The sequence below is a fragment of the Ectopseudomonas khazarica genome (assembly GCF_004521985.1).
Classification (GTDB): domain Bacteria; phylum Pseudomonadota; class Gammaproteobacteria; order Pseudomonadales; family Pseudomonadaceae; genus Aquipseudomonas; species Aquipseudomonas khazarica.
This window is the reverse complement of record NZ_SBHZ01000004.1, coordinates 111,138-137,574: the sequence shown is the minus strand read 5'-3', so window position 1 is coordinate 137,574 and position 26,437 is coordinate 111,138. Positions and strand designations below refer to the sequence as shown.

General features: G+C 63.5%; 21 protein-coding genes. 17 read left to right on the top strand and 4 right to left on the bottom strand.

Annotated features, from left to right (window positions below):
- Positions 1–91 precede the first annotated feature (91 nt).
- Complete coding sequence (locus EPK82_RS06250) at positions 92–598, top strand: hypothetical protein (RefSeq protein ID WP_037049782.1); 507 nt, start codon at positions 92–94, stop codon at positions 596–598.
- 170 nt (positions 599–768) lie between these two features.
- Here the strand turns inward: EPK82_RS06250 and aceF are convergent, their stop codons facing one another.
- Both aceF and aceE read right to left on the bottom strand, forming a co-directional pair.
- Positions 769–2,721, bottom strand: coding sequence for a dihydrolipoyllysine-residue acetyltransferase (gene aceF, locus EPK82_RS06245; RefSeq protein ID WP_134676061.1), 1,953 nt, complete (start codon positions 2,719–2,721; stop codon positions 769–771).
- 11 nt (positions 2,722–2,732) lie between these two features.
- Positions 2,733–5,378 (bottom strand): pyruvate dehydrogenase (acetyl-transferring), homodimeric type, encoded by a 2,646-nt coding sequence (gene aceE / locus EPK82_RS06240; protein ID WP_134676060.1) that lies wholly within the window; start codon positions 5,376–5,378, stop codon positions 2,733–2,735.
- Positions 5,379–5,649: 271 nt separating this feature from the next.
- Between aceE and glnE the strand changes: the two genes are divergently transcribed.
- From glnE to EPK82_RS06160, 16 genes are all read left to right on the top strand, one after another.
- Complete coding sequence (gene glnE, locus EPK82_RS06235) at positions 5,650–8,592, top strand: bifunctional [glutamate--ammonia ligase]-adenylyl-L-tyrosine phosphorylase/[glutamate--ammonia-ligase] adenylyltransferase (protein WP_134676059.1); 2,943 nt, start codon at positions 5,650–5,652, stop codon at positions 8,590–8,592.
- A 56-nt stretch (positions 8,593–8,648) separates the two neighbouring features.
- Positions 8,649–9,572, top strand: a complete 924-nt coding sequence (locus EPK82_RS06230; RefSeq protein WP_037054925.1) for a branched-chain amino acid transaminase — start codon at positions 8,649–8,651, stop codon at positions 9,570–9,572.
- A gap of 61 nt (positions 9,573–9,633) precedes the next feature.
- Positions 9,634–10,677 (top strand): lipopolysaccharide heptosyltransferase II, encoded by a 1,044-nt coding sequence (gene waaF / locus EPK82_RS06225; RefSeq protein WP_037054923.1) that lies wholly within the window; start codon positions 9,634–9,636, stop codon positions 10,675–10,677.
- Positions 10,678–10,679: 2 nt separating this feature from the next.
- Complete coding sequence (waaC, locus tag EPK82_RS06220) at positions 10,680–11,684, top strand: lipopolysaccharide heptosyltransferase I (protein ID WP_134676058.1); 1,005 nt, start codon at positions 10,680–10,682, stop codon at positions 11,682–11,684.
- 9 nt (positions 11,685–11,693) lie between these two features.
- Positions 11,694–12,818, top strand: coding sequence for a glycosyltransferase family 4 protein (locus EPK82_RS06215; protein ID WP_134676057.1), 1,125 nt, complete (start codon positions 11,694–11,696; stop codon positions 12,816–12,818).
- Positions 12,815–13,621 carry a lipopolysaccharide core heptose(I) kinase RfaP gene (gene rfaP, locus EPK82_RS06210; protein ID WP_134676056.1) on the top strand — a complete coding sequence of 269 codons (807 nt, stop codon included), beginning with the start codon at positions 12,815–12,817 and terminating at the stop codon, positions 13,619–13,621. The genes EPK82_RS06215 and rfaP overlap by 4 nt, the downstream gene beginning before the upstream one ends.
- Positions 13,622–14,584 carry a glycosyltransferase family 9 protein gene (locus EPK82_RS06205; RefSeq protein WP_134676055.1) on the top strand — a complete coding sequence of 321 codons (963 nt, stop codon included), beginning with the start codon at positions 13,622–13,624 and terminating at the stop codon, positions 14,582–14,584.
- Between the two features lie 2 nt (positions 14,585–14,586).
- On the top strand, positions 14,587–15,321 hold the full coding sequence (locus tag EPK82_RS06200; RefSeq protein ID WP_037054907.1) for a lipopolysaccharide kinase InaA family protein: 735 nt from the start codon (positions 14,587–14,589) through the stop codon (positions 15,319–15,321).
- Positions 15,318–16,061 carry a lipopolysaccharide kinase InaA family protein gene (locus EPK82_RS06195; RefSeq protein WP_134676054.1) on the top strand — a complete coding sequence of 248 codons (744 nt, stop codon included), beginning with the start codon at positions 15,318–15,320 and terminating at the stop codon, positions 16,059–16,061. Before EPK82_RS06200 ends, EPK82_RS06195 begins: the two co-directional genes overlap by 4 nt.
- Positions 16,061–17,506 carry a lipopolysaccharide kinase InaA family protein gene (locus EPK82_RS06190; RefSeq protein WP_134676053.1) on the top strand — a complete coding sequence of 482 codons (1,446 nt, stop codon included), beginning with the start codon at positions 16,061–16,063 and terminating at the stop codon, positions 17,504–17,506. The genes EPK82_RS06195 and EPK82_RS06190 overlap by 1 nt, the downstream gene beginning before the upstream one ends.
- Before the next feature lie 12 nt (positions 17,507–17,518).
- A complete protein-coding gene (locus EPK82_RS06185; protein ID WP_134676052.1) occupies positions 17,519–19,273 on the top strand; it encodes a carbamoyltransferase family protein in 1,755 nt (584 codons plus the stop codon).
- The gene (locus EPK82_RS06180) at positions 19,260–20,393 is read left to right on the top strand and encodes a glycosyltransferase (protein WP_134676051.1); all 1,134 of its coding nucleotides are present in this window, start codon (positions 19,260–19,262) and stop codon (positions 20,391–20,393) included. The genes EPK82_RS06185 and EPK82_RS06180 overlap by 14 nt, the downstream gene beginning before the upstream one ends.
- Positions 20,393–21,424, top strand: coding sequence for a hypothetical protein (locus EPK82_RS06175; RefSeq protein ID WP_134676050.1), 1,032 nt, complete (start codon positions 20,393–20,395; stop codon positions 21,422–21,424). Before EPK82_RS06180 ends, EPK82_RS06175 begins: the two co-directional genes overlap by 1 nt.
- A gap of 111 nt (positions 21,425–21,535) precedes the next feature.
- Positions 21,536–22,486: a glycosyltransferase gene (locus tag EPK82_RS06170; RefSeq protein WP_134676049.1), complete on the top strand. Its 951-nt coding sequence runs from the start codon at positions 21,536–21,538 to the stop codon at positions 22,484–22,486.
- A 94-nt stretch (positions 22,487–22,580) separates the two neighbouring features.
- Positions 22,581–23,486 (top strand): glycosyltransferase family 2 protein, encoded by a 906-nt coding sequence (locus EPK82_RS06165; protein ID WP_279634971.1) that lies wholly within the window; start codon positions 22,581–22,583, stop codon positions 23,484–23,486.
- 63 nt (positions 23,487–23,549) lie between these two features.
- A complete protein-coding gene (locus EPK82_RS06160) occupies positions 23,550–24,728 on the top strand; it encodes an O-antigen ligase family protein (protein ID WP_167494327.1) in 1,179 nt (392 codons plus the stop codon).
- On the opposite strand, the gene EPK82_RS06155 is transcribed toward EPK82_RS06160, so the two are convergent.
- Complete coding sequence (locus EPK82_RS06155) at positions 24,725–25,324, bottom strand: lipopolysaccharide kinase InaA family protein (protein ID WP_244229856.1); 600 nt, start codon at positions 25,322–25,324, stop codon at positions 24,725–24,727. The two genes, EPK82_RS06160 and EPK82_RS06155, sit on opposite strands and share 4 nt — an antisense overlap.
- A gap of 59 nt (positions 25,325–25,383) precedes the next feature.
- The gene (locus EPK82_RS06150; protein WP_134676047.1) at positions 25,384–26,433 is read right to left on the bottom strand and encodes a hypothetical protein; all 1,050 of its coding nucleotides are present in this window, start codon (positions 26,431–26,433) and stop codon (positions 25,384–25,386) included.
- Positions 26,434–26,437: the final 4 nt, after the last annotated feature.

Genomic DNA, 26,437 nt, shown 5'->3' with positions numbered 1-26,437 from the left:
CGGTGACATGGACGGAGGCTAGGGCTCAGGCCTACTTCACTATAGCGTTCGGCAAGGGTGCATCATGCAAGCGAGACTGACAAGAAAACTGATGGCCATCGTGCTGGGCGGGGCGCTTTCCGCCGCCTTGCCCGCTGTTTCCAGCGCCGACCAGAGCAAGGCGCTGCAAGGCGATGAGCAGGTCGTCTACCTCGACGGACTCAAGCGTCTCTACCTCACCGGCAACGAACGCCAGGCGCTGCTGGCGCACAGCAACGCACTGCTTGAAACCTACGCCCTGCGCGCCGGCTACCAGGTCGGGCAGGCTCAGCCGGAGGACCTGCTCTATCGCTTCAGCGTCGCCGATACCGGTGAACTGATCCTGCGCGAGGAGCGTCGTGGGGCGGAGGGCAGCGCCATCGCCGTGCACAATCAGCGGCTCGCGGTGTTCGGTGTCGATCCGTTCATCCGCTATGAATGCCCGACCAGCGGTATCCGTTGCGTGCTGTTCAACCCGGCTGACGGCAGCCCGTTGCTGACGATCGTGCGCGATCACCAGGGCGCGGGCGAACTGGCCAAGGCACTGAGCTTTCTGATTCGCAACGTGCAGAAGGGCTGAGAACGGGAGGAAGGATCAGCTCCAGGGCAGGTGACAAAAAACTTCCGGGAGAAGTTTTTGACGTTGCTTGCAACGGCCCGAAGGGTCCCTGCCAGGGGTGGTAGGTGACAAAAAAAACCCCGCCTGAACAGACGGGGTTGAGGATGCGAGCGTGGCGTGCTCGAAACGATTTACAGCAGGATGGTGCGGATGTCCGCCAGCAGCTGCGACAGGCGCAGGGTGAAGCGGGCGGCAGCGGCGCCATTGATCACGCGGTGATCGTAGGACAGCGACAGCGGCAGCATCAGGCGCGGCTGGAAGGCCTTGCCATCCCAGACCGGTTGCATGCTGGCCTTGCTCACACCGAGGATCGCCACCTCCGGCGCGTTGACGATCGGCGTGAAGCCGGTGCCGCCAATGTGACCGAGGCTGGAGATGGTGAAGCAGGCACCCTGCATGTCATCGGCAGAGAGCTTCTTCTTGCGGGCCTTGTCAGCCAGTTCGGCGGCTTCGCCAGCCAGCTGCAGCAGGCTCTTCTGGTCGACGTTCTTGATCACCGGTACCAGCAGGCCATCCGGGGTGTCCACGGCGAAGCCGATGTTCACGTACTTCTTGCGGATGATCGCCTTGCCGCTCGGGGCCAGCGAACTGTTGAAGTCCGGCAGCTCCTTGAGCAGGTGCGCGCACGACTTGAGCAGCAGCGGCAGCACGGTCAGCTTGACGCCGGCCTTCTCGGCCACGGCCTTCTGCGCGACGCGGAAGGCTTCCAGGTCGGTGATGTCGGCGGACTCGAACTGAGTGACGTGCGGCACGTTGAGCCAGCTGCGGTGCAGGTTGGCGGCGCCGACCTGCATCAGGCGGGTCATCGGCACTTCTTCGATTTCGCCGAACTTGCTGAAGTCCACGGTCGGGATCGGCGGAATGCCGGCACCGCCGGTGGCAGCGGCTGCAGCAGCCTGCGGTGCGGCCTTGGCCTTCTGCATCATCGCCTTGACGTGAACCTGCACGTCTTCCTTGAGGATGCGGCCTTTCGGGCCGGTGCCGGCGATGTCCGCCAGTTCGACGCCGAAATCACGGGCCAGCTGACGCACGGCCGGGCCGGCATGCACCTTGGCACCGTCGCGCTTGGGCGCGTTGGCGACTTCGGCAGCCGCCGCCGACAGCGAGGCAATGGCGCGCACTTCGGCGGCCACTTCCGGGGCGGCGCCTTCCGGCACGCGGTGCACTTCCTGGCTGGCTTGCGCCGGCGCAGCTGCCGGGGCAGAACCGGCCACCTTGAGCTTGAGGATCAGGTCGCCGGTGCCGATCTCGTCATCCAGCTTGACCAGCACTGCTTCCACCACACCGGCAGCCGGCGCGGGGATTTCCATGGAGGCCTTGTCGGACTCCAGGGTCAGCAGGCTCTGGTCGGCTTCGATGCTGTCGCCGGCCTTGACCATGATCTCGATGACCTTGCCCTTGGCGCTGGAACCGATGTCCGGCACGTGCACGTCCTGCACGCTGCTGCCGGTCGGCGCGGCGGCCGCTGCCGGAGCAGCAGCGGGAGCGGCTTCGGCTTTCGCGGCAGCCGGGGCGGCGCCTTCGACCTTGAGCTTGAGGATCAGGTCGCCGGTGCCGATCTCGTCATCCAGCTTGACCAGCAGTGCTTCCACCACGCCGGCGGCCGGCGCGGGGATTTCCATGGAGGCCTTGTCGGACTCCAGTGTCAGCAGGCTCTGGTCGGCTTCGATGCGGTCGCCGACCTTGACCATGATCTCGATGACCTTGCCCTTGGCGTCGGAACCGATGTCCGGCACGTGCACGTCCTGCACGCTGCTGCTGGTCGCAGCCGCCGGGGCAGCAGCCGGAGCGGCCGCTTTCGGGGCTTCGGCCGGTGCCGCCGCGGCTTTCGGCGCAGGCGCCGCTTGCGCGGCACCTTCGACTTCCAGCACCAGCAACTCGTCGCCTTCCTTCAGGCGATCACCGATCTTGACCTTCAGTTCCTTGATCACGCCGGCCTTGGGCGAGGGCACTTCCATGGAGGCCTTGTCGGACTCCAGGGTCAGTACGCTCTGCTCGGCTTCGATACGGTCGCCGACCTTCACCAGCAGTTCAATGACCTCGCCTTCACCGCCGAGGTCGGGTACGCGAATCAACTCACTCATCGCTACGCTCCTTAGCAGTCCAGGGGGTTGGCTTTATCGGCGTCGATGCCGAACTTGGCGATGGCATCTGCCAGCACCTTGGCTTCGATCTCGCCACGGTCTACCAGGGCTTCCAGGGCGGCCAGCACGACCCAGTTGCGGTCCACTTCGAAGAAGTGGCGCAGCTGCTTGCGGCTGTCGCTGCGGCCGAAGCCGTCGGTGCCCAGGACCTTGTATTCCTTGCTCGGGATCCACTGACGAACCTGCTCGGCGAACAGCTTCATGTAGTCGGTGGAGGCGATGACCGGCCCCTTGCGACCGTTCAGGCACTCTTCGAGGTAGGTCTTCTTGGGCTTCTGGCCCGGGTGCAGGCGGTTGCTGCGCTCCACGGCCAGGCCGTCGCGACGCAGTTCGTTGAAGCTGGTGACGCTCCACACATCGGCGCCGATGTTGAACTCGTCGCGGAGGATCTTCGCCGCTTCGCGGACTTCGCGCAGGATGGTGCCGGAACCCAGCAGCTGCACGTGGTGCGCGGCTTCCTTCTTGTCTTCCTCGAGCAGGTACATGCCCTTGATGATGCCTTGCTCGACACCTTCCGGCATGGACGGCTGCTGGTAGGACTCGTTCATCACGGTGATGTAGTAGAAGACGTCCTGCTGCTCTTCGGTCATCTGGCGAATGCCTTCGCGGATGATCACGGCGAGCTCGTAGCCGTAGGTCGGGTCGTAGGTGCGGCAGTTGGGAATGGTCGCCGCCAGCATGTGGCTGTGACCGTCTTCGTGCTGCAGACCCTCGCCATTGAGGGTGGTACGACCGGCGGTGCCGCCGATCAGGAAGCCACGGGTGCGGCTGTCGCCAGCGGCCCAGGCCAGGTCGCCGATACGCTGGAAGCCGAACATCGAGTAGAAGATGTAGAACGGCAGCATCGGCTGGTTGTGGCAGGAGTACGAGGTGCCTGCGGCGATGAAGGAACTCATGGCGCCGGCTTCGTTGATGCCTTCCTCGAGGATCTGACCTTTCTTGTCCTCTTTGTAGAACATCACCTGGTCTTTATCGACCGGCTCGTAGAGCTGACCGACCGAGGAGTAGATGCCGAGCTGGCGGAACATGCCTTCCATACCGAAGGTACGGGCCTCGTCCGGAATGATCGGGACGATGCGCTGGCCGAGTTCCTTGTCCTTGACCAGCTGCGCGAGGATGCGCACGAAGGCCATGGTGGTGGAGATTTCACGATCGCCCGAACCGTCGAGGATGGCCTTGAGGGTATCCAGCGGCGGGGTGGGGATGCTGAAGCTCTGCTGGCGACGCTGCGGTACGAAGCCGCCCAGCGCGTTGCGGCGCTCGTGCAGGTACTTGTACTCGGGGCTGCCCGGCTCCGGACGAACGAACGGCAGGTTCTCCAGCTCTTCGTCCTTGACCGGAATGTCGAAGCGGTCGCGGAACTGGCGCAGGCTGTCGACATCGACCTTCTTGGTGTTGTGCGCGGTGTTTTTCGCTTCACCGGCGCCGGTACCGTAGCCCTTGATGGTCTTGGCCAGGATCACGGTCGGCTGGCCGCTGTGGTTGACCGCCTGATGATAGGCCGCGTAGACCTTGTACGGGTCGTGGCCGCCACGGTTGAGCTTCCAGATCTCGTCGTCGGAGAGGTCCTTGACCATCTCCTGCAGCTCGGGGCTGTTGAAGAAATGCTGGCGTACGTAGGCGCCGTCTTTGGCCTTGTAGTTCTGGTATTCACCGTCGACCACTTCGTCCATGCGACGCTGCAGGGCGCCGTCCTTGTCCTTGGCGAACAGCGGGTCCCAGAAGCGGCCCCAGACCACCTTGTTGACGTTCCACTGGGCGCCACGGAACACGCCTTCGAGTTCCTGAATGATCTTGCCGTTGCCGCGAACCGGGCCGTCGAGGCGCTGCAGGTTGCAGTTGATGACGAAGATCAGGTTGTCCAGCTTCTCGCGGCCCGCCAGGGAGATGGCACCGAGGGATTCCGGCTCGTCGCACTCGCCGTCGCCCATGAAGCACCAGACCTTCTGCTTGCCGGCCGGGATGAAGCCGCGCGCTTCCAGGTACTTCATGAAACGCGCCTGGTAGATCGCCTGGATCGGGCCCAGACCCATGGATACGGTCGGGAACTGCCAGAAGTCCGGCATCAGCCAGGGGTGCGGATAGGAGGACAGGCCCTTGCCGTCGACTTCGCGACGGAAGTTCTTCATCTGGTCTTCGTCGATGCGGCCTTCCATGAAGGCGCGGGCGTAGACGCCAGGGCTGGCGTGGCCCTGATAGAACACCAGGTCGCCGCCGTGCTCGTCGGTCGGGGCCTGGAAGAAGTAGTTGAAACCGATGTCATAGAGCGTCGCCGAGGAGGCGAAGCTGGAGATGTGGCCGCCCAGATCCGGGTCGTCCAGGTTGGTGCGCATCACCATGGCCAGGGCGTTCCAGCGCACCAGCGAGCGGATGCGGCGTTCCATGAACAGGTCGCCGGGCATGCGCGCTTCATGGGTAACCGGAATGGAGTTGCGGTACGGCGTGGTGATCGCGTAGGGCAGTTGCGCACCGCTACGGGTGGCCAGCTCGCCCAGACGGGTCATCAGGTAATGGGCTCGGTCTTCACCCTCACGGTCGAGGACGGATTCAAGGGCGTCCAGCCATTCCTGGGTTTCGATCGGATCGAGGTCTTGCATGGCTTGCTCCAGGGCGGAAAGGCTTCCAGAATCGGAGGCCAGTTGGGTCTCGCCGGCTTTTTGGGCGGGCAAGTTGAAATTCTTGGATTTACCGGGGGTAGGACCGGCCGCTTGTAGTTTTACTACATTTCGACGGCGGATTCAGCCCTCTGGATACAATTCTTTAGTAGTAAAACTACAATTCGCGGCGCTGCCGGCCGCGCGTGCCCCGCAGGAGCGGGGTTCCGGGCGTTTGCACCGTGCGTCCGGCAGTCCGCCAAAAGGATAGACCATGAGCCTGCCGTTGCTGGTCGAGTTGCCCCCTTCCCTTATTGCCCTGTCCGAACGCGCCGAGCAGTCGCTGCAGACCGCGCTGGCCGAGCATGAGGGGCTGTCTGCGCGCTTCGCCGCCTGGCCGCAGGCGCGGCATGACGCCTGGCGACAGGTCGCGGCCCTGAGTGATTTCGTCGCAGAGCAGGCGCAGCGTGATCCACAGATGTTCAGCGCGCTTGCCGAGTCGGGGGAGCTGGAGCGCAGCCTGGCGCCGGGCGAGCTGCGTCAGCAGCTGCAGGCGCTGTTGGCCGACTGTGCCGATGAGGAGGCGCTGGGGCGTTGCCTGCGGCGCTTCCGCAGCCGCCAGCAGTTGCGCATCATCTGGCGTGACTTCAGCCGTCAGGCGGCGCTCGGCGAAACCTGCCGCGACCTCTCCGACCTGGCCGACGCCTGCATCGACCTGGCCTACCACTGGCTCTATCCGCGCCATTGCGAGCAGTTCGGCACCCCGGCCGGCCGGCGCAGCGGCCAGGCGCAGCACATGGTCATCCTCGGCATGGGCAAGCTCGGCGCGCACGAGCTCAATCTGTCCTCGGACATCGACCTGATCTTCGGCTACCCGGAGGGCGGCGAGACCGAGGGCGTGAAGCGCCCGCTGGACAACCAGGAGTTCTTCATCCGCCTGGGGCAGAAGCTGATCAAGGCGCTGGACGCGATCACCGTCGACGGCTTCGTCTTCCGTACCGACATGCGCCTGCGCCCCTATGGTTCCTCCGGTGCGCTGGTGTTCAGCTTCAATGCCCTGGAGCAGTACTACCAGGATCAGGGGCGCGACTGGGAGCGCTACGCGATGATCAAGGCGCGCGTGGTCGGCGGTGACCAGCAGGCGGGCGCCGAGCTGCTGGAGATGCTGCGGCCCTTCGTCTATCGCCGCTACCTGGATTTCTCCGCCATCGAGGCACTGCGCTCGATGAAGCAGCTGATCCAGCAGGAGGTGCGGCGCAAGGGCATGAGCGAGAACATCAAGCTCGGCGCCGGTGGTATCCGCGAGATCGAGTTCATCGCCCAGGCCTTCCAGCTGATCCATGGCGGGCGCGATCTCAGCCTGCAGCAGCGGCCGCTGCTCAAGGTGCTGGCCACGCTGCAGGGGCAGGGCTACCTGCCGCCGGCGGTGGTCGCTGAAATGAAAGAGGGCTACGAGTTCCTGCGCTACGCCGAGCATGCCCTGCAGGGCATCGGTGACCGGCAGACGCAGATGCTCCCGGCGGACCCGCTCGACCAGGCGCGCGTGGCGGCGATCATGGGCTTCGCCGACTGGGCGAGTTTCCACGAGCGCCTGATGCACTGGCGTGGGCGCATCGAGTGGCACTTCCAGCAGGTGATCGCCGATCCCGACGAGGACGAGGCGCAGGGCAGCGAGGCCTGTGTCGGCGCCGAATGGCTGCCGCTCTGGGAAGGCGCGCTGGATGAGGAGGCCGCCGTGCAGCAGTTGCAGGAGGCCGGGTTCGGCGAGGCCGGAGCGGCCTTCCGGCGCCTGGTCGACCTGCGCAATGGTCCGCAGGTGCGGGCCATGCAGCGCCTCGGGCGTGAGCGGCTGGATGCCTTCATTCCGCGCCTGCTGGCCCAGACCATCGAGCACGACAGCCCCGACCTGGTGCTGGAGCGCGTGCTGCCGCTGGTGGAAAAGGTGGCGCGACGTTCCGCCTACCTGGTGTTGCTCAGCGAGAACCCCGGTGCGCTGGAACGCCTGATCACCCTGTGTGCGGCCAGCCCGTGGATTGCCGAGCAGATCGCGCGCTTCCCGCTGCTGCTCGACGAACTGCTCAACGAGGGGCGGCTGTACTCGCCGCCGCTGGCGCCGGAACTCGCCGCCGAGCTGCGCGAGCGGCTGATCCGTATTCCCGAAGAGGACCTCGAGCAGCAGATGGAAGCGCTGCGCCACTTCAAGCTGGCGCACAGCCTGCGCGTGGCGGCGTCGGAGATCGCCGGTACGTTGCCGCTGATGAAGGTGTCGGACTACCTGACCTGGCTGGCCGAGGCGATTCTCGATCAGGTGCTGGCGCTGGCCTGGCAGCACACGGTGCAGCGCCACGGCCGCCCGTCGCGTGCCGATGGTACGCCTTGCGCTCCGGATTTCATCATCGTCGGCTACGGCAAGGTCGGCGGCCTGGAGTTCGGTCATGGCTCGGACCTGGACCTGGTGTTCATCCATGATGGCGACCCGCAGGCCGAGACCGACGGCGCCAAGCCTATCGACGGGGCGCAGTTCTTCACCCGGCTGGGGCAGCGCATCATCCACCTGCTGACGACCCAGACCACCTCCGGCGCGCTGTACGACGTGGACATGCGCCTGCGTCCATCCGGCGCGGCCGGGCTGCTGGTCAGTTCGCTGGGGGCCTTCCAGCGTTACCAGGAAAACGAAGCCTGGACCTGGGAGCACCAGGCGCTGGTCCGTGCGCGGGTGCTGGTGGGCTGCCCGCGCCTGGCGGGCGAGTTCGCCCGGGTGCGCGCCGAGGTGCTCGGGCGCCAGCGTGACGTGGTCGCGCTGCGCGGCGAAGTCAGCGAGATGCGCGCGAAGATGCGCGACAACCTCGGTACCCGCGCCACGGCGGCCGGCACCGGGGAAAACGCCTTCGATGCGGCGAGCTCCTTCGATCTGAAGCAGGATGCCGGTGGTATCGTCGATATCGAATTTATGGTGCAATACGCGGCTCTGGCCTGGTCGTGGCAACACCCGCAACTGCTTGAATTCACCGACAACATCCGCATCCTCGAGGGGCTCGAGCGGGTCGGTCTGATGTCGGCGGAAGATGCCGGGTTGCTCCGCGAGGTCTACAAGGTTTACCGCTCGGCCGCTCACCGCCAGGCGCTGCAGAAGCAGCCCGGGGTGGTGCCGGGTGATCAGTTCCAGGATGAGCGCCACGCCGTGATGCGGCTGTGGCGCCAGCTGGAACTGGGTTGATGGCCGCAGGGCCGTACGAATGATCGAACCGCGAAGCGAATTGAGGAGCAGGCAAGATGTCGATGTCCGACCGTGATGGCGTGATCTGGTACGACGGTGAACTGGTACCGTGGCGCGAAGCGACTACCCATGTGCTGACCCATACCCTGCACTACGGCATGGGTGTGTTCGAGGGCGTGCGCGCCTACAACACGCCGGACGGCACCTCGATCTTCCGCCTGCAGGCGCACACCGATCGCCTGTTCGACTCCGCGCACATCTTCAACATGCAGATTCCCTTCTCCAAGGAAGAGATCAACGAGGCGCAGCGCGCCGCCGTGCGTGAGAATGGCCTGGAAAGCGCCTACCTGCGCCCGATGGTGTTCTTCGGCAGCGAAGGCATGGGCCTGCGTGCCGCCGGCCTGAAGGTGCACGTGATCGTCGCCGCCTGGCACTGGGGCGCCTACATGGGCGAAGAAGCCCTGCAGACCGGTATCAAGGTGCGCACCAGCTCCTACACCCGTCACCACGTCAACATCTCCATGACCCGCGCCAAGGCCAACGGCAACTACATCAACTCGATGCTGGCCCTGCAGGAAGCGATTTCCGGCGGCGCCGACGAGGCCATGCTGCTGGACCCGGAAGGCTACGTGGCCGAGGGTTCGGGCGAGAACATCTTCCTGGTCAAGGATGGCGTGGTGTACACCCCGGAGGTGACCTCCTGCCTCAACGGCATCACCCGCAACACCATCCTCACCCTGGCCGACGAGCTGGGTATCAAGGTGGTCGAGAAGCGCATCACCCGTGACGAGGTGTACATCTGCGACGAGGCCTTCTTCACCGGCACCGCCGCCGAAGTCACGCCGATCCGCGAAGTGGATGGCCGTCAGATCGGTATCGGCCGTCGTGGCCCGGTTACCGAAAAACTGCAGAAAGCCTATTTCGACCTGGTAACCGGCAAGACCAGTGCGCACGCCGAGTGGCGTACGCGGGTCAAGTAAGCCGGTCATCTGGGCTATGACGGGGAGGCGCTGAGCCTCCCCGGTCGTTTCTGGAAAGGATATGAAGATACTGATCGTTGGGCCCAGTTGGGTGGGCGACATGGTGATGGCGCAGACGCTGTTCCAGTGCCTGAAGCAGCGTCATCCGGCGTGCGAGATCGACGTGCTGGCGCCGGACTGGAGCCGGCCCATACTCGAGCGCATGCCCGAGGTGCGTGCGGCGCTGAGCCTGCCGCTGGGCCATGGCGTGCTCGACCTGGGTGCGCGTCGACGCATCGGCAAGTCGCTAGCCGGTCAGTACGACCAGGCCATTCTGCTGCCCAATTCGCTGAAGTCCGCCCTGGTGCCCTGGTTCGCCGGCATCGCCAAACGCACGGGCTGGAAGGGCGAGATGCGCTATGGCCTGCTCAACGATATCCGCACGCTGGACAAGGCGCGCTATCCGCTGATGATCGAGCGCTTCATGGCGCTGGCCTTCGAGCCCGGCGCCGAGCTGCCGCAGCCCTATCCGCAGCCGCGCCTGGTGATCGACGAGGCCAGCCGTGGCGAGGCACTGGCCAAGTTCGGTCTGCAGCTGGATCGTCCGGTGCTGGCGCTGTGCCCTGGCGCCGAGTTCGGCGAGGCCAAGCGTTGGCCGGCGGAGCACTACGCCAAGGTCGCCGAGGTCAAGATCCGCCAGGGCTGGCAGGTCTGGCTGTTCGGTTCGAAGAACGACCATGCCGGTGGCGAAGACATCCGCATGCGCCTGATCCCCGGGCTGCGCGAGGAAGTCAGCAACCTCTCCGGGCAGACCAGCCTGGCCGAGGCCATCGACCTGATGTCCGCCGCCACCGCCGTGGTGTCCAACGACTCCGGGTTGATGCATGTGGCCGCGGCACTGAATCGCCCGCTGGTGGCCGTCTACGGTTCCACCTCGCCGGGGTTCACCCCGCCTTTGGCCGATCGTGTCGAGATCGTCCGCCTGGGCCTGGAATGCAGCCCCTGCTTCGAACGTACCTGCCGTTACGGGCACTACAACTGCCTGCGCGAACTCAAGCCGCGCCCGGTGATCGAGGCGCTGGATCGATTGGTCGGTGAAACCCTGACCCTGGTCGAGGGCGACTGATCTTGCGGGTACTGATCATCAAGACGTCGTCGCTGGGCGACGTGGTACACACCCTGCCGGCGCTGACCGATGCGGCTCGCGCTATCCCCGGTATCCGCTTCGACTGGGTCGTGGAAGAAGGCTTCGCCGAGATTCCTGCCTGGCATCCGGCCGTGGCCCAGGTAATTCCGGTGGCCATCCGCCGTTGGCGCAAGCACCCGCTGCGCACCTGGCACAGTGGCGAGTGGGCACGCTTCAAGCAGCGCCTGCGCGAGACCCGCTACGACCTGGTGATCGACGCCCAGGGGCTGCTCAAGAGCGCCTGGCTGACACGCTATGTGCAGGCCCCCGTGGCCGGGCTGGATCGTGATTCGGCGCGGGAGCCGTTGGCCAGCCGCTTCTACGATCGTCGCTACGCGGTGGCCAAGGAGCAGCATGCCCTGGAACGAGTGCGCCAGCTGTTCGCCAAGGCGCTGGGTTATGCACTGCCATCGGGCAGCGCTGACTACGGCCTCGACCGAGCGGCACTGATGGACGCTGCGGCGCCGCCCTATCTGGTGTTTCTCCACGGTACCACCTGGGCCAGCAAGCACTGGCCTGAGGCCGATTGGCGCGCGCTGGCCGAACGCATGGACGAACTGGGCTGGGCTGTGCGCCTGCCCTGGGGCAGCGAGGCCGAGAAGGCGCGTGCCGAGCGCATCGCCGCCGGGCTCGCGCATGCGGCCGTGCTGCCGAAGCTGAACCTGGCCGGAGTGGCCAAGGTGATCGCCGGGGCCAGTGCCTGCGTGTCCGTCGACACCGGGCTGGGCCACCTGGCGGCGGCGCTGGATGTGCCCAACATTTCCCTTTACGGGCCGACCTTGCCGGGCAAGGTCGGCGCCTATGGCCGTGGCCAGATTCATCTGTGTGCCAGTGGCCCGGGTGCGGGCAGCGGTGATCGCGACAAGCCCTGCTTCGACGGCCTGGGCGCCGAGCGTGTCGGCCTGGAACTGGAGGCACTGCTGCTGGCGCCTCCTGGCACCCTTTAAGGAGCGGCTATGCAGCTGGCCTTCGTTCTCTACAAGTACTTCCCGTTCGGCGGGCTTCAGCGTGACTTCATGCGCATCGCCCTGGAGTGCCAGGCGCGCGGCCACGCCATTCGTGTCTACACCCCGATCTGGGAAGGCGACACTCCCGCAGGCTTCGACGTGCGCGTGGCGCCGGTGCGGGCACTGTTCAACCACCGTCGCAACGAGAAATTCAGCGCCTGGCTGCAGGCCGACCTGGCGCGTGATCCGGTCGACCGGGTGATCGGTTTCAACAAGATGCCGGGGCTGGACGTCTACTACGCCGCCGATGGTTGCTTCGAGGACAAGGCGCAGACCCTGCGCAATCCGATCTACCGGCGCTGGGGGCGCTACAAGCACTTCGCCGACTACGAACGCGCGGTATTCGCGCCGGAGTCGAAGACCGAGATTCTGATGATCTCCGAGGTGCAGCAGCCCCTGTTCATCAAGCACTACAAGACCCCGCTGCAGCGTTTCCACCTGCTGCCACCCGGTATTGCCCAGGATCGCCGGGCGCCGGCGAACGCCGCCGAGATGCGTGCGGACTTCCGCCGCGAGTTTCAGCTGGGCGACGACGACCTGCTGCTGGTGCAGATCGGTTCGGGGTTCAAGACCAAGGGCCTGGACCGCAGCCTCAAGGCGCTGGCCGCGCTGCCGCGGGAGCTGCGCAAGCGCACCCGGCTGATCGCCATCGGCCAGGACGACCCCAAGCCCTTCCTGCTGCAGGTCAAGGCCCTGGGCCTGTCCGACCAGGTGCAGATACTCAAGGGGCGCAGCGACATCCCGCGCTTCCTGCTCGGTGCCGACCTGCTGATCCATCCGGCCTACAACGAGAACACCGGCACCGTGCTGCTGGAGGCGCTGGTTTCCGGTCTGCCGGTGCTGGTCACCGATGTCTGTGGCTACGCCCACTACATCGCCGAGGCCGATTGCGGGCGGGTGCTGCCCAGCCCCTTCGAGCAGGAACGCCTCAATCGCACCCTGGCCGACATGCTGGCCGACCCCGAGCGCCGCGCGTTCTGGGGGCGCAACGGCCTGGCCTATGCCGACAGTGCCGACCTCTATTCCATGCCGCAGAAGGCTGCGGATGTGATCCTGGCCCCGAGGTGCCCGTGAAGCTGATTCTCGCCGAACCCTTCAAGCGCCTGTGGGCGAACCGTGACGCCTTCGCTGCCGTCGAGGCGCTGCAGGGGCAGGTCTACCGCGAGCTGGAGGGGCGCCGTACGCTGCGCACCGAAGTCGACGGCCGCGGTTATTTCGTCAAGATTCATCGCGGCATCGGTTGGGGCGAGATCGTCAAGAACCTGCTGACCGCCAAGGCCCCCGTACTGGGCGCCGCTCAGGAGTGGCAGGCGATCCAGCGCCTCGGCGAAGCCGGCGTGGCGACCATGACGGCGGTGGCCTACGGTGAGCGCGGCAGCAACCCGGCGCGCCAGCACTCGTTCATCATCACCGAGGAGCTGGCGCCGACCGTGGATCTGGAGCAGCTCAGCCTCAACTGGGCGCAGCAGCCACCCCGGCCCGAACTCAAGTGGGCGCTGATCCGCGAAGTGGCGCAGATGACCGGTACCATGCACCGTGCCGGGGTCAATCACCGCGACTGCTATATCTGCCACTTCCTGTTGCACACCGACCGGCCGATCCAGGCGGGTGACCTGCGCCTGTCGGTCATCGATCTGCATCGTGCCCAGGTGCGCGAGCGAACCCCGCGCCGCTGGCGCGACAAGGACCTGGCTGCCCTGTATTTCTCGGCCCTGGACATCGGCCTGACCCGCCGCGACAAGCTGCGCTTCCTGCGCACCTACTTCCAGCGCCCGCTGCGCCAGGTGCTGCGCGACGAAGCGCGCCTGCTCGCCTGGCTGGAGCGCAAGGCGGCGAAACTGTATGAGCGCAAGCAGCGCTATGGAGATCGACTGTAGATGTCGGATAGAAAGACATTGATCGTCCCGGGGATGAAGGTCGCGCTTGTGCCGTGCCCGGCACTGGGGGATACCACGTTGTTCCTGCGCCTGGCCTGGCGCCTGCAGGCCGCTGGTGCGCAGATCACCTTGGCCTCCGTTTCGCTGGCTTCGATACGTGAATATCTGCCAGGCCTGATCGTGGCTGGTGATGCACCGCCAGACGTTGTCGGCTTGGCAGCGTGCAATGATCTGGTGATCTGCGCTGTCGATTGGCTGGTGGAAACGAAGCTGGATAACGTTGCCTACCTGGCCGGCAAGAAACTGCCGCGCCAGTTCAAGCCAGAGGAGCAGCCGGTATCGCTCAGGGGGCAGGTGATCCCCGGGGCGCACAACGTGATCTGCCGCAACCCCAAGGCAGGCAAGACGATGGTGCAGTGGATCGATCTGTACGCCGAAGAAATTCTGGGTTTGGATCTGGCAGCGCCGATCACCGGGTTTCAGGCATTGCCGAAACCCGCGGATGATGCCGAGCGCCGCGTGGCGATCTTCCCGACCACTCCCCATGTCAGCAAGAATTTCTCGACCTCCGGCTTCAGGCGCCTGGCCCGACACCTGGCAGTGAAGGGCTGGCAGGTGGAGTTCGTCGGCATTCCGCCGGAGCAACAGGCGTTGAGCGCGCAGTATCCGGGCTGCACGGTGCATGCATTCGCCGACCTCAAAGGGCTGGTCGACTATCTGCGCACCTGCTCCGTGGTCATCAGTAACGATTCGGGGGGCGGGCATCTTGGCTCGCTTCTTGGGCTGCGCACATTCACCATCACGCGTCGTCGTAACGATTTCACCTGGCGTCCCGGTTTCAACGATCTCAACCAGGTCATCAATCCAGTGATCAGTTTCAAGTGGATGGGTAATACGGTCTGGCGGCCTTTCATTCCCTTGCGACGTATCTTGAGTGCGCTCGCCGATGTGAGGGGTTGCTAGTTATGTCGGCGTGGAAGCATCACGTGAATGAGCCGATTCTGCTGGCGGCCTTTGGCTCGCTCGAGGCTGTGTTCGCTCTGCAGGGGGAGCGGCTCACCAAGGACCCTCTATCGGAAGTCATCCGGATCGAGCGCGAAGGCGTGCGTTATTACGTCAAGCGATATTGGGGCGCCGGAAAGGGGTTGCGTCGCTATCTTGGGCGGCCGCGGGTCAAGGCGGAATGGCAGAACCTGAAGCTGTTCGCCAAGTGGGGTATCCCGACGGCTCCCATAGTTGCCTACGGGCTTGAGAGGAATGCTGGTGCCTTCGTGCGGGGGGCGCTGGTGACGCGCGAGCTGGAAGGCACCCTTGACCTTGCCGAGCTTGCCAATCGTGAGGACGAGCGTCTGGCCGACCCTGACTGGGTCATGCGCGTCAGCCGACAGCTGGCCAAGGGCACGCGGACGTTGCACGATCACCACTTCACCCACAATGACCTGAAGTGGCGCAACCTGCTGGTCAACGAGAAGGCCGAGCTGTTCTTCATCGACTGTCCCACCGGCAGCTTCTGGTGGGGCCCCCTGCTGCGCTATCGCATCGTCAAGGACCTGGCCTGCCTCGACAAGGTAGCCAAGCGCGTGCTGTCGCGAACGCAGCGCCTGCGTTTCTATCTGCAGTACCGTGGCCGTGACCGCCTCGGCGCACGCGACAAGCGGCGCCTGCGTCAGGTGCTGAAATTTTTCGAGGGTAGGGAATGACGGATTTCGTCTCGCAGCAGGATCGCGCGCTGCTCGAGCAGCATGGTCTGGCCAGTTTCGATGCACTCTGGGCGTTGAAGCTGGAGGCCGTGGATGAACCGAACACCGAGCGGGGCGGCTGGAGCAGCGTCTATCGGTTGGACCTGGGTGAGCGGGCGTTCTACCTCAAGCGGCAGAGCAACCACCTGACGCGCAGCGTCCTGCATCCATGGGGAGAGCCGACCTTCGCCCGTGAGTTCCGCAACATCCGTCGTTACGCCGAGCTGGCGATTCCGGCGTTGCAGGCCGCCTTCTTCGGCGAGCGGCGCATGCCCGGCGAGCGCCGCGCGATCTTGCTGACGCGTGCGCTGGACGGCTGGCAGGATCTGGACAGCTGGCTGGCGCAATGGCCGACGCTGGGTGCGGCGCAGCAGAATGCGATCCTGCGGGCCACGGGCGACCTGGCGGGCGTCCTGCACCGGGCAGGGCAGATGCATGGCTGCTTCTACCCCAAGCACATCTTCTTGCGTGAGCAGGGGGGCGGTTTCGAGGCGCAACTGATCGATCTGGAGAAGACCCGCCCGTTGCTTTTCGGCCGCCGCGACCGGATCAAGGACCTGGAACCGCTGCTGCGTCGCGCGAGCGTCTGGAGCGAGGCGAACGTCCGCACCCTGCTGGCGGCGTACCTGGGCCACAGTGACAGCGTAGACACCTGGTGGCATCAGCTGGAAGCGCGCAAGCGCTACAAGGAGGCACGCTGATGTCGCTGCGGGACCTGAGCCAGGCTGGGCGTACGCCGGCACTGCCGCTGCAGGTGCAGATGGCCGATACCACCGTGCAGGTGAGCGAGTGGCTGCGGGTGCTGCCGGGCCAGCGCTACGTGGGCGTGGCCACCTGGCAAGGGCGCGAGGTGCTGGCCAAGCTGCTGGTTGGCGGTCGCGCGCAGCGCCATTATCAGCGCGAGCTGGATGGCGCCCGCCTGCTGGCCGGGCAGGGGCTGCCGACGCCGGCGCTGCTGGCGCATGGCTTCGTCGAGGGGCAGGGCGGCTGGTTGCTGTTCGAGTATCTCTCGGGGGCGCAAAGCCTTTGGTCGGCCTGGCAGGCCGTCGCCGCCGAACCACTGCTGACGGATGCGCAGCAGGCGGTGCTGGGGGAGGCGCTGGCGACGGTCGGCAGCCTGCATGCGCAAGGCCTGTGGCAGGCCGACCTGCATCTGGACAACCTGTTGCGTCATGACGGCAGCCTGTACCTGATCGACGGTGGCGGGGTATGCGCCGAGACGCCTGGCCAGCCGCTGTCGCGGGCGCGTGTGCTGGAGAACCTGGGAGTGTTCTTCGCCCAGTTGCCAGCCGAGCTGGAGCCCTGCCTCGAGGAGCTGCTGATCCATTACCTGCTGGCCAATGGCGAACACGCGCTGCCGCTGGAGATGCTCCAGGCCGAGGTGGCCAAGGTGCGCCGCTGGCGCCTGCGTGACTACCTGAGAAAGGCGGCGCGTGAGTGCAGCCTGTTCACCGCGCGCATTGGCGCCTTCGGCCTGCGCGTGCTGCGTCGTGAGGCCGAGCCGGCCCTGCAGCCGCTGCTGGCCGAGCTGGATGCGCGCATCGAGGGCGGGCATATCTACAAGACGGGTGGCGCGGCCACGGTGGCGCGCGTCGATGTCGATGGCAGGCCGCTGGTGGTCAAGCGCTACAACGTGAAGAACCTGCTGCACTGGTTCAAGCGCTTCTGGCGTCCGAGCCGAGCCTGGCACAGCTGGCGCGAAGGCAATCGCCTGCAGTTGCTGGGCATCGTCACGCCGACGCCGCTGGCGGTAATCGAGCGCCGCTGGTGCTGGCTGCGTGGACGTGCGTACCTGATTACCGACTATTGTGGTGGGCAGGATATAATCGCGCGTTTCGAGGCATATCAGCAGGCAACGCCCCCGGAAATCGAGCTGCTGGCGCTGGATCGACTGTTCGCGGCGATGCTGCGTGAACGCATCAGCCATGGTGATTTCAAGGGGCACAACCTGTTCTGGGATGAGGTGCAGGGCGCCTGGTCGCTGATCGACCTGGATGCCATGCGTCAGCATCGCAGTGCGCGCAGCTTCGCTCGGGCCTATGCCCGCGACCGCGCCCGTTTCCTGCGCAACTGGCCGGCGGACTCCGCCTTGCACCAGTTGCTCGACCAACGTTTACCGCAGGTGCCAGGCACCTGCCCGAATTAGAGGCTCAAACCTGTGGCATTGACCATTCTCGGCCTGTCCGGCGCCCTCAGTCACGATCCCTCCGCCGCGCTGTACATCGACGGCAAACTGATCGCGGCGGTGGAAGAGGAGCGCTTCGTGCGCGACAAGCATGCGAAGAACCGCATGCCCTACGAGTCGGCCAAGTTCTGTCTGGAACAGGCGGGTATCAAGCCCTCTGACGTCGATGTGGTGGCCATTCCCTTCGCCCCCATCAGCATCTTCGAGAAGGCTCGCTGGCAGTACGCCAAGCGCTACGCCTACGCGCCGGATCGCGCCCTCGATGCGATCCTGTTCGGCAACCGCCGCTACAAGCGCTACAAGAAGCGTATCGAGTGGTGCCTGGTGCAGCTCGGCTTCGATCTGAAGAAGGTCAAGATCGAGCCGGTCGAGCACCACCTGGCGCACGCCTCCAGTGCCTACCACTGCTCGGGTTTCACGGAAAAGACCGCGATCCTCGGCATCGATGGCAAGGGCGAGTACGCCACCACCTTCTTCGGCTACGGCGAGAACGGCAAGATCCACAAGATCAAGGAGTTCTTCGATCCGGACTCGCTCGGCGGCCTGTATGGCGCGATCACCGAATACCTCGGTTTCGAGATGCTCGACGGCGAGTTCAAGGTCATGGGCATGGCGCCCTACGGCGATGCCGCCAAGTACGATTTCTCGCGCCTGGCCAAGTTCGAGAACGGCGAGCTGATCATCAACACCGAGTACGCCAACGTCATCGGTTTCCGCCGCTACAAGGAAAACGGCAAGGGCTACTACTTCTCGCCCAAGCTGATCGAGTGGCTCGGGCCGAAGCGTGAGGGCGACATCGCCGACGACCCCTACATCCATTATGCCGCCAGCATGCAGGCGCTGTTCGAGAAGCTGGCGCTGCAGATGATGGAGCACTACCTCGGCGACATCCTCAAGGAAACCGGCAAGATCGCCTTCGCCGGTGGCTGCGCGCTGAACGTCAAGCTGAACCAGAAGATCATCGCCCGCGACGACGTCAAGGAGCTGTTTGTGCAGCCGGCTTCCGGCGACGCGGGGACCGCCGTCGGTGCGGCAGCTTACGTGTCGAACCAGCGTGGCGTGCCGGTGGAGAAGATGGAGCACGTCTACCTCGGCCCCTCCTATTCCAACGAAGACGTCATCGCCGCCTGCGCCAGGCACCCGCACCAGCCGGTATTCAAGCGCATCGACAACACCCCGGAGCGCATCGCCCGGATCATGGTCGACGGCAACCCGGTGGCCTGGTTCCAGGGCCGTATGGAGTTCGGTCCGCGCGCCCTCGGCGGGCGTTCGATCATCGGCTGCCCGAGCGTGCCGGGCGTGGCTGACCGCATCAACGAGCAGATCAAGTTCCGCGAGCGCTGGAGACCCTTCTGCCCGTCGATGCTCGACAGCGTGGCGGCGAAGATGCTCAAGGTCGATCACCCGAGCCCGTTCATGACCTTCACCTTCGAGGTCAACGACGAGTGGAAGGAGCGTGTGGGTGAAGTGGTGCACGAGGACGGTACCTCGCGTGCCCAGGTGCTGGAGCGCCAGTACAACCCGCGCTGGTACGACCTGATGCTGGAGCTGGAGAAGCTCACCGGCAACGGTGTATCGCTGAACACCTCGCTCAACCGTCGCGGCGAGCCGATGATCTGCTCGCCGACCGATGCCCTGAACATGTTCTACGGCTCGGACCTGCAGTACCTGATCATGGAAGACATCCTCGTGGTCAAGGACGGCAAGGACTGGTATGACGGCGTCTGAACAGGCCCCGGGCCCGGCGCAGCGCTGGGTCCTGCAGTTCTGTCACGGCTATGACGGCCCGTTTCTGGATTGCGCGCGGCAATACGCGGTGCTGTTCAAGGGCACGCCGTACAAGGTCTGCACCGTCTACCTGACCGGCGCGCCTTCGGCCGAGATCGAGCGCGGCTCGGCCTCCGACGAGGTGATCTTCCTCGACTATTCCAGCGCGCAGGTCCGTGGTCTCAAGTTGGGGGCGATCCGTGATTTCCGCCGCATCGCGGCCTCGCGCGACTTCGCCCTGTGCATCGCACACCGCTTCAAGCCGATCTACGTCGCGCTGCTGGGCAGTGCGTTGCCGGTGATCGGCGTGCACCATGCGTTCGGCGACTACAAGCGGCGCTCCCGGCAGCTGTTCGCCAACTGCTTGCGCAAGCGCCTGAGCCTGCTCGGCGTGTCCAACGCCGTACGCGACGACATGCGCGCCTGCCTGCCCTCCTGGCCAGCCGAGCGTATCGAGACCCTGTACAACCGCATCGACATCGCGGCCGTGCAGGCCGAACAGGTTTGCCGCGAGCAGGCCCGTGAGCATCTGGGTTTGCCGGCGGACGCCTGGGTGGTCGGCAACGTCGGTCGCCTGCATCCGGACAAGGACCAGGCCACGTTGATTCGCGGCTTCGCCCAGGCATTGCCGCAACTGCCGGCCGGCAGTTTGCTGGCGATCATGGGCAGTGGCCGGCTGGAGGCCCAGCTCAAGGCCCTGGCAGCCGAACTGGGTGTCGGCGATGCCGTGCGCTTTCTTGGCCAGGTGGCCAACGGCCGGCGCTATTTCAAGGCGTTCGACGTGTTCGCCCTGACCTCCGACCACGAGCCGTTCGGCATGGTGTTGCTGGAGGCGATGGCGGCTAGGGTCGCGGTGCTGGCAACGGAGTGTGGTGGGGCTCCAGAGGTGGTAGGGGCCGCTGAGGCGCTGTTCCCCCTTGGCGATGACGCGGTGCTGAGCGCTCGCCTGATCGAGACATCCCGCTCCGGCTCCGCTCAGGACGGCGTGATTCGGGTTCAACGCTGTTTCACGGACGAGGTTGCGTGTGCGCATTTCTGGTCGCTTCCCAGCGTACGCCTTCTCATGCAGGAGATTGCATAATGCCCAGCCGTGAACCTCGGCAGCTGGTTTATCTCGTTTATGGCGGGAAGCCTGAGTATCACCGGGAGGCCAAGTACAGCATTCTCTCGGCCTACTACCACGCGCAGGGAAAATGTCCGCGGATTCTGCTCTACACCGATGAGCCCGCCCAGTTCGCTGGCTGGCCGGTGGAGGTGATCGAACTCGATGCGGCCACATTGAAGGAGTGGACCGGACCAGCGTCCTACCTGCACCGGCGCAAGGCGGCGGCCATTCGTGATGCCCTGGCGTATGCGGATCAGAGCATATTCATCGACACCGATACCTTCTTCACGTCCTCGCCGTTGACGCTGTTCGAGCGCCTGGCGAACGCTCCCTGGCTGGTGGACGAGATCGAAGGCGTGTGGAAAGAGCACAAAGGCAAGGTGCTGCATGATTTGCTGGCGCCTCATCTGGCGGATCGTCACGGTGTGGATCAGAACATGTTGCTGATCAATTCCGGTGTGCTGGGATTCCAGGCGGATGCCTCTCGGATCATGGATGAGACACTGGCGTTGATCGATGAGATGCATCCGATGGTTCCTGACATTCATATCATCGAGCAATTCGCCGTGGGCGTCGCGGCCAGGCACCTGGGGAGACCCGCCGAGTCTGTCGGTGTGCTCAAGCACTATTTCTCCGGCAAGAACTACTGGCGCCACATCGTCGGCGCATTCTTCATGCAGCACGGAGAAACGTTCTCGGAGGCGTTGGTTCAGGCCTCTCGTGAGGTTCCGCAGAGCAAGCCGAGACCTGCGTGGTGGCATCGCCTGAACTTCAGAGTGCGAAGCCTGTTTCTACCGTCCCGGGTTCGCTCCCATGCCAAGCTGGCATATTACGCGTCGGTGATGCATGCCGATCGCTATGCGGAGGCTTGTGGTCGCGGATACGCAGAAGAGTTGCGGCGCAAAGCAATTCCTCAAGGCGCGAGCCTGAGTGCGCAGCCGTGGAGCCGAGTGTTGAGCAAGCAACATAGACAGTATCTCGCCCAACTGCTGGATATCCCGGAGTAGGTGCTTAGTGGTTCTTGGCCGGGTGGCAGAGAGACCGGTGTGTAAAGGGGAGGGGCCGCATGAACCGTCGGCCTCATCAAGGTTGTCAGCAGCGTTTTTCGAGGTGTGTCAGTGAACGTTCTTTTCCTGGTCCAGGCCGAGCAACGAGCGATACTGGATCGGCTGTATGACGGTATCGCTGATGCGTGCAGTAGTTGCGACACCCGTTGGCTGAGCAGCGATGAGCAGGCTAACCTGAAGCGATACTTCCGCGAGCATGTGGATGTTTCGCGGTACGACCGGATTCTTTTCTTTCTGCGGTTCAAGAAAGAAATGCGTCAATGGCGCTTCATTCGTACCCTGCCCAATGTGGTGATTCTGGAACACGATGCCTACCAGAACTACATCCCTTGCAAGTACACGGGGAAGTTCAGTGCTCACTACCGGCGTATGCCATGGGTACGCATCATCAGCTCGGGCGCCCAGGTCAGCCAGCGTTTGCGAGACGAAGGCTTCGACGCCTGTTTCGTACCCAAGGGATACGACCAGGCCTTGCTCTCTTATCAAGGCCGAACGCGCGATATCGAACTGGGTTTCGTCGGCAGTACCAAGAGTGTGGCGTACAGCGGCCGCAAGGCGCTGCTCGAGGAACTGGGGCGGCACGAGGATCTGCTCGTGACCAAGACCAAGTCCGGCGAGGAGTATTGCGACACCCTGAACCGTATTCGTTTCTTCGTGAGTGCGGATGTGGGAATGGGCGAATACATGATCAAGAACTTCGAGGCCATGGCCTGTGGCTGCGTGCTGCTCGCCTATGATCACGGTGAGCTGGAAAGCTCGGCCATCGGGTTCGTCGACATGCAGAATGTCGTGCTGTTCCGGACGGTGGAGCAGCTGCGGGAAAAACTGGCCTTGCTACGATCGGACCCGGAACTGGCGCAGCGCATTGCACAAGCTGGCCGCTCAACGGCAGAGGCGCAGTATGGTTTCAATCAGATCGGTCGCAAGATCGTCGAGGTGATGCAGCCGGCACTCAGGCCCGTTGAGCAACCAGCAGGTTGGTTGGCGTGGCTGGGCTTCTAGGTACTGTTTCCGTGACATCTTTGGCCCGTCGTGCAGTACACGGCGGCTGTAGTGGTGATGACAATGTTCTTGAATAGGTTGATGGAGAGTGCCGGTGAGTGAATCAGATCAGTTGCCCCGCGACTGTGCAGAGCGAGATTTGCCACTCGTTTCGGTCATCATCGCGTCCTACAATCACGCACCCTATATCGAAGCCAGCATTCGCAGTGTGATGGGGCAGACCTATGCCAATTTCGAGCTGCTGGTGGTCGACGATGGCTCCAGTGATGACAGTGTCGAGCGCATCACTCGCCTTCAAGCGGAATATGGCTTCGATTTCCAGGCTCAACAGAACAGCGGTTTGAGCAGAACGCTCAATGCGGCGATTGCCAGGAGTAAGGGCAGCCTCATCGTGCCTTTTGGCTCTGACGATATCATGCGTCCTCAGCGCCTGGCTGTTCAGGTCGATTACATGCAGGGCAAGCCTGAAGTGGGCATCTGCTCGGCCAATATCGATATCATCGACGCTTCTGGCATGCCGTTGCCGGACAAGGAGCAGAAACAGCGTCACCTGCCTTTTCGGCGACTTAACTTTGATGACCACTTCCTTGATCTTAAGCCTGGGCCGCAAGCGGCTACCCTCATGTTCAGGCGTGAGGCTCTGGAGGCCGTAGGTGGCTTCAATCCGGATATTCGCCTGGAAGACGTGTACATCTGCCTCAGTATTCTCAAGGCCGGGTACGTCATCGATATTCTTCCGGACGTATTGGCGGATTACCGCAAGCACGAGAGCAACACGTATAAGCACTTGCGCTTCATGGTGGAGAACATGCAGAAGACTTATGCGCTGTTCTCCGACCACCCGGCCTACGCGGATGTCAGATTGAAATACATGATTTCCATGTTTCTCAAGGCCTCGAGCCGGGACAAGGCTCTCGCACGAGAACTGCTGAGCGAGCTGCCAGTGCGCAAGTGGAACGCCAAGGTCATTCGTGGCATTTGGCGCTTGTTGTTTTCCTAATTGACGCCCAGGTTTGCCAGGCAAGTTTCGTAGGTTGGACTTTCACGTATGTGGTGTGAATCGTTGTTCAAGGGGTATGTTCGGTACTGGCTGCCGGCTGCGTTGGTATTGCTGCTGACAGGAATGTTCTGGGTCGGAGAGCGTTCGCTTTATCACAAGTTGTACTATCTGAGCTTCGCCTTGCCGACCCTTATCGTCGCGCTCGTCTGCTGGCGCCGATTCCTTTTTTTGCGGCAGGCTCCGCTGTTCTGGCTGTTTGTCGCTTTTTCGGCATACGTCGCGCTGTCGCTGGCCTGGTACTCCGGGAACGTTGACTACTCGAAACTCAAGCATCCGTTGTACATCTGCATGTTGCTTCTGGGTGTTGCTGCGCTGGGCGATGTCGATATGCGGCGTCTGGTGCATTCCGTGGGGCTGGCTGGAGCTGTTGCTGCCCTCGCGGCGCTGATCAGTATCGTTGCTTATCTCTGGGGTGATAGCCGACATCCGCGCCTGGAAGGCTACGGTGCCTTGTACAACCCGTTATTGACCTCGCATGTGTACGGTTTTTTTGCCGCCCTTTGGCTGGGGGCGCTCATGAGCTCTGCGAAACAATGGCCCCTGAAACTCATGATGCTGGTTCCCCTGGTCCTGTTGCTGTTCCTGACAGGCTCGCGGACTCCCTTCATGGCCTTGTTCGCATGCTTTATCTGGTTGCTGGTCATGGTCGCAGATAGGCGGGGGCTCTGGCTTGTGCTGGCATTAGCCGGTATCGGTGCGACGGGCGTGTGGTTTTTCGGCGCCGACTTGCTGGACAGGGGGCTGTCCTACCGGCCGTTCATCTGGGCGGAGACGTGGAAGCAGATCATGCCGGTGCTCTGGCTCGGCCATGGTTATGGCACAGGCATCGATATCGTACTGCCGGATGGTGCGGATACGTTGCTGGCGGATCCCCATAATCTGACGTTGGGTGTCATATATCAGACCGGTTTGGTTGGGGGGGCGCTTTGGCTGACCCTTTACGTGTACAGCCTGCTCAGTGCCTGGCGCATGCGTGGGTCTGGTCTGGTGCTGATCAGCTCGACTCTGCTGGTCTACGGTTTTGTGGCGGGAATGACCGAAGGGGGCTCTTTCATGTCGAGGCCCAAGGAACACTGGTTCCTGATATGGATTCCTATCGCCATTCATCTGGCCGTGCTGTGCAAGGCATCGAACACGCGCAAGGCCACGGCTGCTGCGCCAGAGGTCACATCTGGCGCCTAGGGCGCCAGAACTTTTTCGCACAGGGCGTTGAATGGAAATCCTGCGGTAAGGCCGTTGTGTTTCAGGTAACGCTCGAAATGAGCCAGGTTCCGCCGCGCCTTGTTGTGCGACAGGGCGCGTGACTGGAATGTCAGGTCTGCGATATCGATAAGGCCGAGCGCGCCGTTGGGGGTCAAAACGATATTGCCCAGGTGCATCGAGCGGAAATAGACCCCTTTTCTGTGCAGGTTCCTGAAGAATCCGGCGAGCTGTTCGAGCAAGGCCGAATCCATTCCCTGCTCCTGTGCGTAGACCGACTTCAGCGTCGTTCCCTCCAGTGCTCTGTAGCGAACTGCAGTCCATCCTGCGTTTGGGAGTCTGAAGAGCTCCAGCGGCGTAACCGTTGGGATGCCCAGACGTTGAAGCCGCTCCGCATTCCGCCAGAAACGCACCGAGTAAGGGGTGAGCAAGGCAGAGGAAAGAAGGCGTTTACGCCTGAATAGCTTCAGGTAGTCACCATTGTCGAACAGGTAGACCTTGGGGCCGTAGCTGTCTTCCTCAACACTCTGGGCATTGGCTACCAGTTGTTCAAAGGCAGTGTGCGACAAGGCTTGCATGGATGGCATGGTCATATAGGCAGGGTGGGTATTTCAGTTCTTGCGCAGGGTAAAGCCTTTCAGGGAATACTGCCCTGGGAGCGCAGCTTGCAGAGATGTTGAGTCAGATCGTGATGAAACGAGCCTGCCAGAGTACGCAAAACCGGGTGGTTCAGCCACCGATTTAATGAGTGTGCATTGAACCTGTGACCCTTTCGTCGCTCGGCATTTTCCAGTGCTTTCTCCCACCAGACGGTGGTGCAGGCGCGGTCGAATTCGTTCGGGTAGCGGTAGCACCCATAGAGTGACTCGCGGGCGAACTGACGTTGCTCTGCGGGTAGTGCCAGTGTGGCGATCTTGTGCAGGCCGCGTAGTGGTTGTGGTGGGCGAGGCAGGTGTACCGTGACGTTACGGATGTCGCCAAGTGCCGCTTCACTGAGCGGGGCGCTCTGATGTTTCTCGTACCAGGCGCTGATCTTGGCCCTGAACTGGGATTTGCGACTCCAGTAGTGATGCAGGAGGTCCGGGCATTCGCTCAGTCTCAGGCGTCCATGGGCTGAAACTGCGAGGCAGATCTCCTCGAACGAGTACATATCGCGCGCCTCTGTATGTAGCTCATCCATCAGTGAGATGGACTGCTCCAGTATGTGTGCGTCATTCGAATGCAGGCCAATTACGCCAGAGTTCGTCTGGAGCAGTGATGAGTCCAGCAGGTTCTTTCCCAGCAGTGCTGCTTTGAATGTCTTCGGGTGATCGCTGTCGATAAGCGGCGAACCGATCGTGTTGCACAGTAACTGGCCTGGCTGGATGCGTTCGAACAGCTTTCCGGGGGAGTCGTGGAAGAACGTATCGGTGTCGACGAGTACTGCGGTCCTGTGCTCACGGAGTACGTGCCTCAGAACAGCGTGCTTGATGCGGAAGTGGTAGCGGTGTGGGCCACTCCAGTGTGCTTCGATGGGGGCCGTTGTCACGGGGAGGTCGGTGTAGAGTCGTGGGGTATCGGTGAATACCCGGATGTCCCAGTTGCGATCAGAGCATCGAGACAGCGACGAGACGATGCTGAATATCGCTTCGCGCTGGTAAATTTCGGCACCAAAGGCCAGGTAGATGAGCTGTTGCCGAGGATTCATATCG